This window comes from Acinetobacter sp. USHLN143, assembly GCF_037145695.1.
GTDB classification, from domain to species: domain Bacteria; phylum Pseudomonadota; class Gammaproteobacteria; order Pseudomonadales; family Moraxellaceae; genus Acinetobacter; species Acinetobacter fasciculus.
On sequence record NZ_JBBCWZ010000031.1, the window covers coordinates 1 to 14,999 of the forward strand.

Below are 14,999 nucleotides of genomic sequence, written 5' to 3' on the forward strand. Positions count from 1 at the left end.
AACTTCATGGTGAATATCATGGCTGCTGTAGTGGCTTATTGTTTGAACCCCAATAAGCCAACTTTCCAAAATATGCTAAAAGGTTAAGTGGATTTCATCGAACTCAGGTTACTAGATGATCTGGCCATTTCGACTGAACGCAGTATTTTTAAAGATCCGGAAGATCCTCAGCAATATCTGGCGGAACAGGATCGCTGGAATGTCCGGAAATGGCGTTATCGGGCACATGCTTTGCCCCACTCTGGACTCATTCCCTTTAAAACCTTGCTGGCCGATTATTTTAAAACCCAGCACAGCTTTGGCCATCCGGTATTGGCACAACAAAAACAGCTGCACGCGACGCATCTGGATTTATTGCTGGAGAGTTTTAAACAGACCAAACATCGTCTTTCTGAGGCTTATGGTCTGGATCTGGATGGCATCCTTTTTTTCATGAGCCTGCCCACCCAAGTCGAATTTGAATGCCAATCTGCACAGACACTTAATCCTGAGCATATTCATTTACAGAAATTTCTGGCATCCAGACAAACTACTCATTTACCTGCCATACAGAAACGCTTGAAACTCTCGCAAAACGACAAAGATATCTTGATTGATCTAGAGCAGATGCTGGTGATGGAGCCTTATGACTATTTGCAAGTGGCACAAGATGCCTATTTGCTGACCTTGGAATCCTACTTTGTCGATAGCAATATTATATCCAGAAACTGATCCAGCATATCGCTGCAATGGCCTCTGAGCCGGATGGCAGCTGCGCCCTTAGCCGGGAAGATATCCAGCAGCGCTTGCAGCAGTTTTCTGCCCATCCGCCAATATCTCCGGATGTTCTCTAGCTTCAGCGATAAATAAAATTACAGAGCGAATGCTCTACAATGCTGGCGTTTAGTGTAAGAATCAAGGAAAATAGCGCCCTTTAGCTATAACAATCAGCGAACTGTTTTTTCGCCTTGATGTGGAACTCCTATGAAGTTTGAAAAATTAGGTCAGTCGGGCCGTGCCCGTCGTGGTCGTTTAACGCTTGAAAATGGTGTGGTGGAAACCCCGATGTTCATGCCTGTGGGTACGTATGGTACGGTCAAGGGCCTGTTGCCACGCGACATTAAAGAGATCAAATCTCAAGTCATTCTGGGCAATACTTTCCATTTGTATCTACGTCCAGGACTGGATGTGATTCGTGAACATGGCGGCCTGCACGAATTCATGAAATGGAATAGTCCCATTTTGACCGATTCAGGCGGCTTTCAGGTCTTCAGTCTGGGCGCAATGCGTAAAATTAAAGAAGAAGGTGTGACCTTCCGCTCACCAATCGATGGTTCAAAAGTATTTTTATCGCCTGAAATTTCAATGGATATTCAGCATACGCTGAATTCTGACATTGTAATGATTTTTGATGAATGCACGCCGTACCCTGCGACGCATGAAGAAGCGCAAAAATCATTGCAATTGTCTTTACGCTGGGCGAAACGCTGTAAAACCCAGCATCATGACGTGCTGAAAAACCGTAATGCACTGTTCGGGATTATTCAGGGCGGCATGTATGAAGACTTGCGTGATGAATCTTTAAAAGGCCTGCTTGAAATCGACTTTGATGGTTATGCGATTGGCGGTCTGTCCGTTGGCGAACCCAAAGAGGAAATGATCAAGGTTCTGGATTATCTTCCAGAAAAAATGCCGGCAGATAAACCGCGTTATTTGATGGGTGTCGGCAAGCCCGAAGATATTGTGGAAGCGGTACGTCGTGGTGTCGATATGTTTGACTGCGTGATGCCAACCCGGAATGCACGTAATGGTCACTATTTTGTGACAGACGGTCTGGTACGGATCCGTAATGCGAAATATCGTCATGATCAAAGCCCACTCGATCCACATTGCGATTGCTATACCTGTACCAACTTCACCCGCGCCTATTTATTCCACCTCGAAAAATGTGGAGAAATGCTCGGCTCTATGCTCGGTACGATTCATAATCTGCGCTATTACCTGCGTTTGACTGAAGCGATGCGTGATGCATTAGACAACGGTACATTTGACGAATTTGTTCATGACTTTTATGCCCGCCGTGGCCTGGAAGTGCCACCTTGTCCGCAAGATTAATCCATCAGCATTTGCGCTGAGGAAAAAGACAATGTAAATTGCAAGAATATGTCAATTTATTATCGAGTTGATCACCAGTTTTTTATTTTAGGAAAATGTAATGAGCCTTTTTATTTCGACTGCTCACGCTGCAGGTGAAGCTGCACAACAACCAAGCATGATGGCGAACCTTTTGATGATTGCTGTTTTTATTGCAATCTTCTATTTCTTGATCTGGCGTCCTCAATCTAAACGTGCCAAAGAACACCGTGCTTTGGTCGACAGCCTTGGCGTTGGCAGTGAAGTGGTATTTGCAGGCGGATTAATGGGCAAAATCACCAAGATTGAAGGTGACTTCGCAGTGGTTGAATTGAGCCGTGGTGTAGAAGTCAAAGTTCAACGTGCAAGTGTGATTTCAGTCCTCCCTGAAGGCACTTTAAATAACCTTTAATCAAAAATAGTCGTGCCCTCGCACGACTTTTTCATTTTAAGAAGAAAACGAATGCGTTACCCAGCATGGAAATATGTACTGATCCTGGTTGTCCTGGTGATCAGTACCTTATATGCCCTGCCAAGTTTGTATCCAGATGAACCTGCTGTACAGATTTCGGGTGCCAAAGCCGGTACTCAAATTGATGCAAGCATCGTACAAAAAGCAGAGCAAATTTTAAAAACTGAAAATATTGCCACCCATGACAATAGCTTTGGCAACAATGCAGCTTTATTACGTGTAGATTCAAGTGAATCGCAGCTTAAAGCTAAAGAGGCTTTACGTCGTGGTTTAGGTGATGATTACGTGGTTGCATTGAACCTCGCCCCGACCACCCCAGAATGGCTGCAAAAAATTGGTGCCAAACCAATGAAGCTCGGCCTGGATTTACGTGGTGGTGTTCACTTCTTGCTTGAAGTGGATATGGACAAGGCCATTTCCCAGCGCATGGAAACCTCTGCGACGGATCTACGTCGTCAGTTGCGTGATAACAACCTGAAATTTAATAGCCTGAATTTAAGCAACAACACCATTGTGATGCAGTTTGCCAACAATGATGATCGTTCTGCAACGATGGACTTCTTGCGCCGTAATGGCAATGAGTTTACCCAGCAGGCTGTTGCGACCGAGACCGGTTCGACCTTACGTCTAAACTATACTGATGTGCGTAAGCAAGAAATTGAATCTTATGCTGTCAATCAGAACTTGACCACTTTACGTAACCGTATTAACGAGTTAGGTGTGGCAGAAGCACTGGTTCAAACTCAGGGCAGCAACCGTATTGTGGTTGAGCTTCCTGGTGTGCAGGATACCGCTGAAGCGAAACGTGTCTTAGGTCGTACCGCGAACCTCGAGTTCCGTCTGGTGTCTGACCTGAATGATCAATATATTGATCCATATACCGGTCAGGCAACGGGTGCATTGCCACCAGGCACAGAAGTCTTTGCTTATGAGTCACTGGACAGTGGTCGTCAGCTCCTCTTGAACCGTAACCGTATCTTAACCGGTGAACGTGTTCAGAATGCATCAAGTGGCTTTAGCCAAGACACAGGCGGTGCTGAAGTTAACATTACCTTGGACAGCGCAGGCGGCAAACTGATGTCGGATGCCACCCGTAATGCGGTCGGCAAACGTATGGCCGTCTTGTTCATCGAGAACAAACAGCGCATTAATTATGTGGAAGACCCTGCGACCGGCACTCAAACTGAAGTTCGTACCCCGTATACTGAATCTGTCGTGATTAACGCTGCAACCATTCAGGCAGTACTGGGTTCTCAGTTCCGTATTACTGGTCTGGACTCACCGCAAGAAGCTGCTGAACTTGCCTTGATGCTGCGTGCAGGTGCGTTGGCTGCGCCAATGTACTTTGTAGAAGAACGTGTGATTGGTCCAAGTCTGGGTCAAGAAAACATCGACAAAGGTGTACTTTCAACTCAGATCGGTTTCCTCTTAGTCGCAATCTGGATGGTGGTATTCTTCCGTCTGTTTGGTGTGATTGCCAACTTTGCACTGGTCTTTAACCTGGCGATGATTCTGACAGTCATGTCTTGGATTGGCGCTTCCCTTACCCTTCCAGGTATTGCCGGTATCGTCATTACCATTGGTATGGCGGTCGATGCCAACGTACTGATCTGTGAACGAATACGGGAAGAAATGAAATGGGGGGCTTCGCCAAAACAGGCGATTGTGGCCGGTTATGATCGTGCCTATAACACCATTTTCGACTCGAACTTGACCACATTCCTGGTGGCGTTCATTCTGTTCGCGATTGGTACAGGTCCGATCAAAGGCTTTGCCGTAACCCTGATGATTGGTATTGTCTGCTCGATGTTTACTGCCATTACAGTAACGCGTGCCGTGGTACAGCTCATTTATGGCAAAAAACGTAACTTGAAAAAGTTGAGCATTTAAGGAGATCACTGATGACTGAAAATACTCAACTGAATCAAAAACAGTACGGTCGCCCGGAAGACGAACGCATTATTCCGTTTATGAAGATTGCGATGCCTGCGGCATTGTTTTCAATTCTCTTAACCGTTGCCAGTATCTTCTTTATTGCCACCAAAGGCCTGAACCTGGGTTTGGACTTTACCGGTGGTGTGGCAGCCGAATTAAACTATACTAATCCGGTCAAACCTGAAGATGTCTCCAAGGCATTGAACCAGGCAGGCTTTAATGATGCTGTGGTTCAGACTTTAGGTTCTGAACGTGACCTGATGGTGCGTATGCCGGTTCAGGAAGATATCGAAGCTGAAGACCTGACCAAGGCTGTTACAGCAGCGGTTCAACTGCCAAATAATGCGGCAGAAGTACCCAAGGTTGATGTCGTCGGTGGTCAGGTCGGTAATGAGCTCTATGTCCGTTCTGGCGGTGCTGTGGCACTTGCGCTCCTGCTGATGCTGGTCTATGTCACCATCCGCTTTGAGGTCAAGCTGGCTATGGGTGCAGTATTGTCACTGTTCCATGATATCATCGTTACCCTCGGGATTTTTGCGATGATGCAGTGGCCATTTGACCTGACTGTACTTGCAGCACTCCTTGCAATCATCGGTTTCTCACTGAATGATAATATCGTGGTCTCTGACCGTATCCGTGAGAACTTCCGTAAGATTCGTGGTGCAGAACCGGTCGAAATCATTAACATTGCCCTGACTGAAACCCTGCGTCGTACCATTCATACCTCTATGACCTTATTGCTCGTGGTGCTTGCCATGATGCTGATGGGTGGTGATGGTCTGAAATGGTTCTCGATCGCGATGTTTGTTGGTGTCTTTGTCGGGACCTATTCGTCGATCTATATTGGTACAGCCTTTGCCTTGTGGCGTGGTCTAAACCGTCAGGACTTTATTGTTCAGGTGAAGCCAGAATTTGAAGACGAGAACCAGATTCCATAATCTGTTCTGTTTCATGTTCATCGTTCAGCCCGTCTTATGATGGGCTGAATTATTTCTGCCGTTTGAATATGTGGCAGTGGGAAGAATCGCAATGACTGGATGGATTTTCTCAATATCGGTTTTTTGGAAAACCACCTTTCTGCTTTCATTCAGGCTTTGAAATTCATAATGATCCCGAGCTTCGCTCACCAACTGTAAAATGAGCTGCAGGCCATTGAGCAGATACACACAGAGTATGCCTGCAGTGGATAACTCGGCCTGTTTGTCACAAACCAGCCACCAGCCCGGTTTTAAGCTGGGAAAATAATACGGCCCTGCTACCTGAATCGCATAATGCTGTGCTTGCAGATGAAAAATATCCTGATTGAATGAGAGCGGTGAATCCAGGGAGATAAGTGCGAATGCCTGCTGTTGCACCACCTGCATTTGCAACAGTACACCTTGCGCTGGAATTGGAGATAATTCAACTTTTGGTTCAGTCGACTGATCTAGAATGAGCACATCTAGACCCAGTTGTTGTTCCAGTTCCCTTGCTGCCTTCTCCCCGATCTGACGTTTGCTATTCAGCAATTGCGCAATATATGAGGCTGACAAACCGAAATGCTCACAGATTTCTTTGCCAGTTTTAAATTGCTGTGTCTCGATCAGCAGATCAATGACCTTGGCCAGATTATTTCGTCTACGTTCAAATATTTCAGTCGCGCTCATCTCGGTCTGTTGGTCTATTTTTTTATGCATGTAATTTAAATACCTTACAATAAAAAAGCCCGCAATTGAATTGCAGGCTTTTTAAACTTAGGTAACAGGAATTAAGTACCCTGTACCAGACGACGCGCGCTGATAATTCCTGGTTGCTGCTCAAGACGGGCCAGCAGTTTGGAAAGTTGTGCCAGACCTTTGACTTCAATCAGCAGCTTCATATTGGCAATACCGTCCGCTTCCGAAATGGTATTCACCTGACGGATATTGATCTGATCCGAGAAAATCACTTGCGTCAGATCTTTGAGCAAACCGCGTCGATCATAAGCTTCCACCACAATCTGTACGCTCTGACCACGAGTCGGCTGCATTTCCCAATCGGCTTCTACCGCACGCTCAGGCTCTTGAGTGATCATGCGCACATAGTCCGGACAGGCCACCTTATGAATGCTCACCCCCCGATTCAGAGTGATATAGCCGGCAATCGACTCACCATGCACCGGTTGGCAACATTGCGCGACATGCAGTTCCACGTTATCCAGACCGTCGATCAGAATCCCGTGTGCTGACAGCGTATGGCTGGCACGTGGATTCAAGGCTGGTTTCAGCACCAGTTCAGGTTCGTCCTGATCCAGATGCATATGACGATTCACCTGATTAATCAGGGCATGCAGGCTGATATCGCCATTGACCAGATTCACCAGAATGTCATCACCGGTTTTGACATTAAAGTGGTTGCAATAATCACTCAAATCAATCGATTTCGGGTGAATTGCCAGACGTGACAATTCCTTGTTCAGCACTTCACGGCCGACTTCCAGGTTCTTGCTGCGATCCTGCTGACGGAACCAGTGACGCAATTTATCTCTCGCCCGGGCCGTTTTGATATAACCCAGCGAATTAACCAGCCAGTCCCTGTTCGGTTCCCGGTCTTTTTTGGTCAGAATCTCGACCTGTTCACCGGTTTTCAGGGTATAGGTCAGCGGCACATAGCGCTGATTCACCCGTGCAGCATAGCACTTGTTCCCGACTTCGGTATGCACATGATACGCAAAGTCTAGCACGCTTGAATCACGTGGTAGCTCTTTGATATCACCATCACGGCTAAACACATAGATCTTTTCGAAGCCTTCAAAATCTTGAATATGCTCAAAATTCTCGATTTCATCTTCAGATTCTTTATGTGCACTGCTTTCATTGCGTTCTTGATAATGCTCAAGTACCGCACGTAAGGAATGCAGACGATGGTTAAAGGAGCGATCTGTGGTTTTTGCGCCTTCTTTATAATTAAAATGTGAACACACCCCAAGTTCAGCTTCGTCATGCATTGCATGGGTACGAATCTGAACTTCAAGTGACTTATTCTCGGCAATCACCGCAGTATGTAAAGAACGATAACCATTGGCTTTCGGATTGGTAATATAGTCATCAAACTGATGCGGAATGTGGCGCCAGATCTGATGCACAATACCTAAAGTGTGGTAACACTCCGGTACACTTTTCACCAGTACCCGTAGCGCACGAATATCATAGAGCTGGTCAAAGCTCAGGTTCTTGCTTTTCATTTTTCGATAAATCGAATAAATGTGTTTCACCCGGCCATTAATTTCAGCTTCGATGCCATGCTCAGCCAATTCATTGCGTAATTTATCAATCACAAACTGAATATACTGTTCACGCTCCAGACGCTTTTCATTCAGTAAGGAAGCAATTTCTTTATAACGTTCCGGCGCAAGATAACGGAAAGCCAGATCTTCCAGCTCCCACTTCAACTGAGCAATGCCCAAGCGGTGTGCCAGTGGCGAGTAAATGGTCAGAATTTCTCGGGCCACCCGTTCCTGACGCTCACGCGAGGAATTGGCCAGTTCACGCAAGGCATAGGTACGTTCGGCCAGCTTGACCAGAACGACACGTACATCTTCGGTGACCGAGATCAGCATTTTGTAAATGCCAGACAGATGTTCACGCTGGTTATTATTGAAATGATCTTCCAAGCGTTTATTTTTTTCGATCAGCTCAGACAGCTTACCCATGGCAAGCGTACCTTTGACCAGGCTATGCACCTGTTCGCCGAACTGTTCTAGTACTTCACTGAGTGGCATGACGCCTTCACGAACAGCACGATACAACATGGCTGCGGACAAAGTATCTTCATCGACATGCAGATGCGCCAGAATATCCGCCATCTCAATACCGGTATAAAAGGTATTGGAGCGGTGCTGAACCGTACTTTGCAGCTCTCTTTCTAATGTTAAGTGGGCGACTTCTTCGAGCTGCGTTAAAGGTGCGCCATCTAATATGCCACGAACCCGATCCAACCATTCAGTCAGATCCTGGTGTGCTTGTTCGGCATGTTCTACAGTCGTCTCCTGTGACAACTCATTGAGTCGTCCAGGGAGTTGCTCACGTACTGTGACCATACCCGTCTCCTACTTTTAAAAACATCATTTCTTTAATCGTTTATTTGATTTTCTTTTTCGAACAATGCGATTGATTCAACATGTCCAGTATGTGTAAACATATCCATCACGCCCGCTTGGGTGAGACGATAGCCCTGTTGTACCAAGAGTCCTGCATCTCTGGCGAGTGTCGCAGGATTACATGACACATAAACGATTCTTTTAGCTCCAAACTGAGGGATATAATGCATGACTTCTTCTGCCCCGGCACGTGGCGGGTCGATTAATAATGCATCAAAACCTTGATTTGCCCAAGTGTGGTGCGAGAAATCTTTGGTTAAATCTTGTGAATAGAACGCTATTTGTGCAATACCATTGTTTTTGGCATTTTCCGCCCCACGTCGAACCATTTCATCACTTCCCTCGACCGCAATCACCTGACCCGACGCACCAACACAGCGCGCAAGAGGTAAGGAAAAGTTTCCTAATCCACAAAAGAGATCCAGAACCCGTTCACCCTGTTGCAGTTGTAGCAAATCACATGCCAATCGTACCATTTGCGGATTAATGCTTGAATTTACCTGGGTAAAGTCCAGAGGATTAAAGCCGAATTTCACATCAAAGTCATCAAGACCATAGTGTAAGCGTGCAGACGCTTCTGGATCATCTATCCGCGAGAGCGTTTCTTTGCCAGCAGGCTGCAGATACAATTGCCAGCCTTTCTGTAACGTAAATTCGCGCAATTGGTTGACATCACCGGCAGATAATTTTGCAGTTTCACGCACCAGCAGCGCAATGTCCTGATCCCCCATGGCCAATTCTATATGACCGATGTCGGCCTTACCATTCAGACCTTGCAGCAATTGTTTAAGACGTGTAACCGAGCCAAACTCGCGATCCAAGATCATACAGCGATCAATCGGTGTCAGTTTGTTGGACTGATTCTCACGAAAACCCACCACCAGCTGATCCTTGGAAGGTAGATAACGCACCCCAATCCGGGCTTTACGGCGATAATCTTCACGTTGTGAACGTAAAGGCGGTAGCCATTGATCAGGCTGGATTCCAGCAAAATGCTGTAGATGCGATTTCAGCACATTCTGTTTCAGTTCAATCTGCGCATCCGCAGCGATATGCTGCATATTACAGCCACCGCAAATCCCAAAATGCGGACACACTGGTTTTACGCGAATCTCGGAAGCATCGCTCAACAATTCAAGGCTGTCGGCTTCTTCGAGTTTTTTAACTTCTCGGGTAATGCGGGCACGCACGGTTTCACCCGGCAAGGCATAACGGATAAAGACTTTCTTGCCATGTTTATGCTGCGGATGATCCGGATGTGAACCATAATGAGCGATGCCACGTCCCTCATGCGATAGTGACTCAACCTGAAAAATGTACTCGGGTTGCTGGGTAGGACGTGCTTGTGCTCGATGTTTCATGAAAACCTAGGGTGTGGAGATGGGAAAATCAAATTGGGTAAATTCAGTTCGTTGCGAAGTCTCACGCCAAACTGATAAAAAGTCCGCATGCTGCGGTTGAGTATGCAAATATTGAATCGTGCTTTGCATCAAATGCTGATAATCCGGCAATAACAGTTGGCCTTTTAACAGCAACCAGCGGATATACACCAGCCAGGTATTCAGGACATCACCTTCACAATAAGACGTCAGTTCGGTCCATTGCTGATTGCGGACATATTCCGGAACCCGATAGGCTCCGTCACCGCGCTTGCCTGGATAACCCAGCAAATGTGCCACATCATCCAGCTTCTGGAAATGACGGGCATGAAACATGGCCATCACATCCATCAGGTCAACATGACGATGATGGTAACGATTCTGGTAGTTATTATAACGCTTTTGCGTATCAATTTCGCCCTGATCGAACAGACTCGGTGCAGAGAGTCCATGATACATGGCGCGGTATAAAATCACTGGTAAATCAAACTGTGAGCCGTTCCAGCTGACCAGAGTTGGATGGCGCTTGTCAAAAATGGACAAGAATTTTTTCAAAATTTCTGCTTCGGAATGCTGTTCCCGGCTAAAGGAAAACAGCTTCATGCCCTGCTCATCGATCCATAAACCGGAAATACAGACAATTTCATGCAAGGGCGGACGCTGAAAATCAGAGCCTGAATCCTGACGGCGCAGTTTGGTCAAGGCCTGATCCAGATCTGCTTCAGGCAGGTCCAGACCAAACAGATGCGCGCCTGATTTGAGATCGGTTTGGGTTTCAATATCGAAAGTTAAAACAGGCAGGCGCATAAAACAGTGCTCAAATAATTATTCAGGATCTTGTACAGAGAATAACCCTGTAGACAAGTAACGGTCACCACGGTCACAGATAATACACACAATCACTGCATCCGGATGTTCTTCCGCCAGTTTAATCGAGGCCCACACTGCCCCACCAGAAGATGTTCCGGCACTAATGCCTTCTTTCTGTGCCAGCTTACGCATGGTTTTTTCAGCTTCGATTTGTGGAATATCAATAATGCGATCGACTCGGCTGCGGTCGAAAATGGTTGGCAGATATTCTTCTGGCCAGCGACGGATTCCGGCAATGCTTGAACCATCAGATGGCTGTAAACCGACGATCTGAATATCAGGATTCATTTCTTTCAGGTATTTCGACACACCCATGATGGTGCCGGTGGTACCCATAGAACTGACAAAATGGGTAATTTTGCCACCGGTTTGCTGCCAGATTTCTGGACCCGTGGTCAGGTAATGCGCTTCGACATTGTCCGGATTTCCGAACTGATTCAGCACCAGACCCACACCATCATTCTGCATTTGAGCAGCAAGATCACGTGCACCTTCCATGCCCTGCTCTTTGGTTACTTCAATTAGCTCGGCACCATACGCACGCATCGCGTCCTTACGTTCCTGACTCATATTGTTCGGCATGATCAGCTTCATTTTATAGCCACGCATTGCTGCGACCATCGCCAATGCAATCCCCGTATTTCCGCTCGTTGCCTCAATCAGGGTGTCACCCGGTTTGATCTGCCCACGCTTCTCGGCCTGCATGATCATATTATAGGCCGGACGGTCTTTGACCGAACCTGCTGGGTTATTGCCTTCGAGTTTCGCGAGTACTGTAGCTTGAGTGTGACTTGCCAGACGCTGTAAACGCACCAGCGGCGTTTTGCCTACATAATGGTCTAACAAAAATTCATCTGCTTGAAAATCAGGGATGGTATTACTCATTATTTGCACCTATATCGAGGTGCGGCTATTGTATGAAAAAATGCTTTTCCCTGCACCCATTTAGCAAGGCTTTTTCAGAAAACTCACTAAAACTCACACACTATCAAGCCATAAACTACATTTCCCGATAATTTAGCCAGGTGAAGCAGCTCGCTAATGAAGATGAAAATACTATTTCAGTCTGGCACTTTTACAGATTGAAATTTCGTGCGTCTTAGTCTTGCTGTACCTGAGCAAAATTAACTGAAATCTCTTGTATTTTTAACTGCTAATCCGAAGCTTTATAAAAATTATGCTTAAATTTTAACTGTCGATTTAAAGCATGCTAATATGCCAGGCATAAAGAAAATACTGCTTAAATCATGTCAACGATCAACAAAAAGCTGTTTAAACGCCTACACTTAAATCATGCCTATGGACAGCTGATTGCGCTGATTTTTGTGCCGATTACCATTTTGGCCTGTGTCGGTGCCATGCTGGTGTTGACTGAGACCTCGAATGCCGCACGTGCCCAGCAGAAGCAGATGGCCATTGCGATTCTGACTCGCTTTCAAGGCACTTCAGAATATGCCCTGGATATCTTGAACCTGTATCCATGGCAATATGACCAAGCTCACAACGCCATGCAGAACATGCTGAATGAAAAGCATCTGGTTCGGGCAGCAGTTCTGGATGAAAATGGCAAGAACCGTTTGGGCATTGGTTTTCAGGAACAGGCGCCTTGGCCAGAATTTGAGAAAAGCGGCAATTTTGTTGGTCCGATTCTGCATCAAGATAATCATATCTATGCCATTAAAGTGAATGAAAACACTTTTTCTACCGGCTGGCTGGCGATCGAACTGGATAACCAGCCGCTAGCAATTGCCCGTTACCGAGTACTGATCGTACTGATTGCGACCGGATTACTGACCTTATTATTGTTATTACTTTGCTTGAATTTCTACTCACGGCGCTGGATCGCCCCAATGTATGAGATTCGCATGCAATTGCAACGCCTGAATGCCGATACCCTCGGCCAGCATATGGTGATTAACAGCACCGGCGAGCTGCGTTTATTGCAACGTGATATCGCCAATGTGGTGAAACGTTTGCATTTCAGCTTTCTGGAACTGCGTGAACATACCGAACAGACCGAAGACGATTTACGCCGCACCCTCGACACTTTAGAAGTCCAGAATATTACCTATCGTCAGGCACGCGACCAGGCGATCTCGGCCAACCAGGCCAAGTCGGTGTTTCTGGCCAATATTTCCCATGAATTGCGCACCCCGCTGAACAGTATTGATGGTTTTATTCATCTGTTGTTACGTCAGGGCAATCTCAGCAACGAGCAGAGCCTGTATTTGCAGACCATTCGTAAGTCTTCGGCGCATTTGCTGGCACTGATCAATGATGTTCTGGATTTTTCCAAAATTGATGCCGGCAAACTGGAATTAGAAACGGCACCTTTTGATCTGGAAGAAGCGATTTTTGATGTGATGGACATGTTGTCACCTCTGGCAGCACAAAAACATATTGATATGGCCTTCTATTATGCAGATGGTGTGCCAAAACACATTATTGGTGATGCGCTACGATTTAAACAGATTCTGACCAACCTGATTTCCAATGCGATCAAATTCACTCCGGATGGAGAAATCATTGTCCGGGCACGCATGGAACATGATGGAATGGATCAGTGTGTGCTGCATTTTAGTGTACAGGATAGCGGCATTGGCCTGAGTGGTACCGACCGTAAAAAGCTGTTTGAGTCCTTCTCGCAGGGTGATACCTCGGTGACCCGTCAGTTTGGCGGTACCGGTCTTGGTCTGGCAATTTCCAAACAGCTGGTCAGCCTGATGCATGGCCAGATTGGTTTTGAAGACAATCAGGAACGTGCTCCAACCGAAAAAGGCTCTACTTTCTGGTTTACTGCCCAGTTCCTGGTCGATGAAGATACCGTGATTGAGCATCCAGATTTTAGCGAATTGACCGTGGTGTCTTATCTTGCACATCCGGCAACTGCGAATGTGCTGCGGCATTATCTGGAAAATTATCAGGTTAAACATATTGAATGTGCATCAATTCTGGATCTGTTTAGCCGTCTGAATCATTTACAGAATAGCGAAAATACCTGGCTGATCGTCGATCATAGTGGTGACAGTGAAGTCTTGTTACGCGAAATCCGTTCACGTTATCAGGGTCATCTGGCTGTCTATGGTTATCAGATGCAACTGGATCCAAGCATGCTCAATGACCATCGTGCCCGTGCCCTGCATCAGCCACTCAGCCGCAGCGCGCTGATTCAGTTACTCGGCAATCAGCCGGTCTTCGACCAGGAACAGCATGAAGAATTTAATGGTCAAGGCCTGCATATTCTGGCCGTGGATGATCACTTACCCAACCTGATTGTTCTGGAAGCCTTGCTGGCTGAACTCAATGTCACCACGACCAAAGCCCTCAGCGGGCAGGAAGCGATCGATATTATTCAGCGCCGTTATGAACAGGAACAGCCAGCATTTGATCTGGTCTTTATGGACATTCAGATGCCAGTCATGTCGGGGATCGATACCACCCGTGCTATTCGCTCGCTGGAATCGACCTTTGAAAATCATAGCCGCCTGCCGATTATTGCACTGACGGCGCATGCACTTTCTGATGAAAAACATAAACTGCTGCAAAACGGCATGGATGATTATGTCACCAAGCCGATCCAGATCGAGCAGATTATCCAAATTTTGACGCACTGGACCACCGAGCATTTTAAACGGATTCCGGTACTGGAACGTGCCAATGTGATTGATGCTCTGGATCCAAATATTCTGGACTGGCAGCAAAGCCTGCAACTGGCAGCCAATAAGGAAGATCTGGCGGTAGATCTGTTACGCATGCTGGTGGACAGCTTTGCGGATGAACTCGATGAAATGCAGCAACTGATTGAACTGGAAGATTTCCCACAACTGGAACATGTGCTGCATCGTTTATACGGCGCGACCCGCTATGTCGGTGCACCGACTTTACAGAAAGTCACCGGTGGCTTTGAACAGTTCGTTTCAACCCTGCGCAAAGAACGCCGTAAGGCCGATGAAAACTTTGTTCAGGACGTGCTGAAATATTTTGATGAACTCAAAGCCGTGGTTGAACAGATTGAACAGGCTGCCCAGCAAATTTTGAAGCAACATTTGAATTAAACCTCTGAAGTGGCTCAGTCCATGACTTAAGAAGTGTGACTGAGCTGTCATGCAAGCCT

The 14,999-nt window shown here is 46.6% G+C and carries 10 protein-coding genes and 1 pseudogene; 6 read left to right on the plus strand and 5 right to left on the minus strand.

The genetic code is table 11. The features are described from left to right. Positions 1–93 precede the first annotated feature (93 nt). The 5 genes and pseudogenes from WFH18_RS09630 to secF all read left to right on the plus strand — a co-directional run. Positions 94–833, plus strand: a pseudogene (locus WFH18_RS09630) (hypothetical protein); the annotation flags it as partial. Positions 834–963: 130 nt separating this feature from the next. Then, positions 964–2,094, plus strand: a complete 1,131-nt coding sequence (tgt, locus tag WFH18_RS09635; RefSeq protein WP_336754772.1) for a tRNA guanosine(34) transglycosylase Tgt — start codon at positions 964–966, stop codon at positions 2,092–2,094. A gap of 100 nt (positions 2,095–2,194) precedes the next feature. Further along, positions 2,195–2,524, plus strand: a complete 330-nt coding sequence (gene yajC, locus WFH18_RS09640) for a preprotein translocase subunit YajC (RefSeq protein ID WP_004645158.1) — start codon at positions 2,195–2,197, stop codon at positions 2,522–2,524. Between the two features lie 51 nt (positions 2,525–2,575). Beyond that, the gene (secD, locus tag WFH18_RS09645; protein WP_004733746.1) at positions 2,576–4,474 is read left to right on the plus strand and encodes a protein translocase subunit SecD; all 1,899 of its coding nucleotides are present in this window, start codon (positions 2,576–2,578) and stop codon (positions 4,472–4,474) included. Positions 4,475–4,482: 8 nt separating this feature from the next. Continuing rightward, positions 4,483–5,457, plus strand: a complete 975-nt coding sequence (secF, locus tag WFH18_RS09650; protein ID WP_171064295.1) for a protein translocase subunit SecF — start codon at positions 4,483–4,485, stop codon at positions 5,455–5,457. A gap of 24 nt (positions 5,458–5,481) precedes the next feature. Here secF and WFH18_RS09655 read toward each other — a convergent pair whose 3' ends face one another. From WFH18_RS09655 to cysM, 5 genes are all read right to left on the minus strand, one after another. After that, positions 5,482–6,165, minus strand: coding sequence for a hypothetical protein (locus tag WFH18_RS09655; protein WP_035341482.1), 684 nt, complete (start codon positions 6,163–6,165; stop codon positions 5,482–5,484). Between the two features lie 101 nt (positions 6,166–6,266). Next, on the minus strand, positions 6,267–8,576 hold the full coding sequence (locus WFH18_RS09660) for a RelA/SpoT family protein (protein WP_004733739.1): 2,310 nt from the start codon (positions 8,574–8,576) through the stop codon (positions 6,267–6,269). 32 nt (positions 8,577–8,608) lie between these two features. Next, positions 8,609–9,997 carry a 23S rRNA (uracil(1939)-C(5))-methyltransferase RlmD gene (gene rlmD / locus WFH18_RS09665; RefSeq protein ID WP_004733737.1) on the minus strand — a complete coding sequence of 463 codons (1,389 nt, stop codon included), beginning with the start codon at positions 9,995–9,997 and terminating at the stop codon, positions 8,609–8,611. A 6-nt stretch (positions 9,998–10,003) separates the two neighbouring features. Beyond that, positions 10,004–10,822 carry a 3'-5' exonuclease gene (locus WFH18_RS09670; protein WP_004733735.1) on the minus strand — a complete coding sequence of 273 codons (819 nt, stop codon included), beginning with the start codon at positions 10,820–10,822 and terminating at the stop codon, positions 10,004–10,006. A gap of 18 nt (positions 10,823–10,840) precedes the next feature. Continuing rightward, entirely contained in the window at positions 10,841–11,770 is a 930-nt protein-coding gene (gene cysM, locus WFH18_RS09675) for a cysteine synthase CysM (protein WP_004281649.1), read from the minus strand. Between the two features lie 362 nt (positions 11,771–12,132). Here cysM and WFH18_RS09680 point away from each other — a divergent pair, with 362 nt between their 5' ends. Continuing rightward, positions 12,133–14,940 carry a GacS-like sensor histidine kinase gene (locus tag WFH18_RS09680; RefSeq protein ID WP_121979806.1) on the plus strand — a complete coding sequence of 936 codons (2,808 nt, stop codon included), beginning with the start codon at positions 12,133–12,135 and terminating at the stop codon, positions 14,938–14,940. Positions 14,941–14,999 lie beyond the last annotated feature (59 nt).

What these genes read in the sequence shown, in the direction of transcription:
- tgt (WP_336754772.1), top strand. Translation starts at nt 964, where the DNA reads ATGAAGTTTGAAAAATTAGGTCAGTCGGGCCGTGCCCGTCGTGGTCGT.
- yajC (WP_004645158.1), top strand. Translation starts at nt 2,195, where the DNA reads ATGAGCCTTTTTATTTCGACTGCTCACGCTGCAGGTGAAGCTGCACAA.
- secD (WP_004733746.1), top strand. Translation starts at nt 2,576, where the DNA reads ATGCGTTACCCAGCATGGAAATATGTACTGATCCTGGTTGTCCTGGTG.
- WFH18_RS09655 (WP_035341482.1), bottom strand. Translation starts at nt 6,165, where the DNA reads ATGAGCGCGACTGAAATATTTGAACGTAGACGAAATAATCTGGCCAAG.
- WFH18_RS09660 (WP_004733739.1), bottom strand. Translation starts at nt 8,576, where the DNA reads ATGGTCACAGTACGTGAGCAACTCCCTGGACGACTCAATGAGTTGTCA.
- rlmD (WP_004733737.1), bottom strand. Translation starts at nt 9,997, where the DNA reads ATGAAACATCGAGCACAAGCACGTCCTACCCAGCAACCCGAGTACATT.
- WFH18_RS09670 (WP_004733735.1), bottom strand. Translation starts at nt 10,822, where the DNA reads ATGCGCCTGCCTGTTTTAACTTTCGATATTGAAACCCAAACCGATCTC.
- cysM (WP_004281649.1), bottom strand. Translation starts at nt 11,770, where the DNA reads ATGAGTAATACCATCCCTGATTTTCAAGCAGATGAATTTTTGTTAGAC.
- WFH18_RS09680 (WP_121979806.1), top strand. Translation starts at nt 12,133, where the DNA reads ATGTCAACGATCAACAAAAAGCTGTTTAAACGCCTACACTTAAATCAT.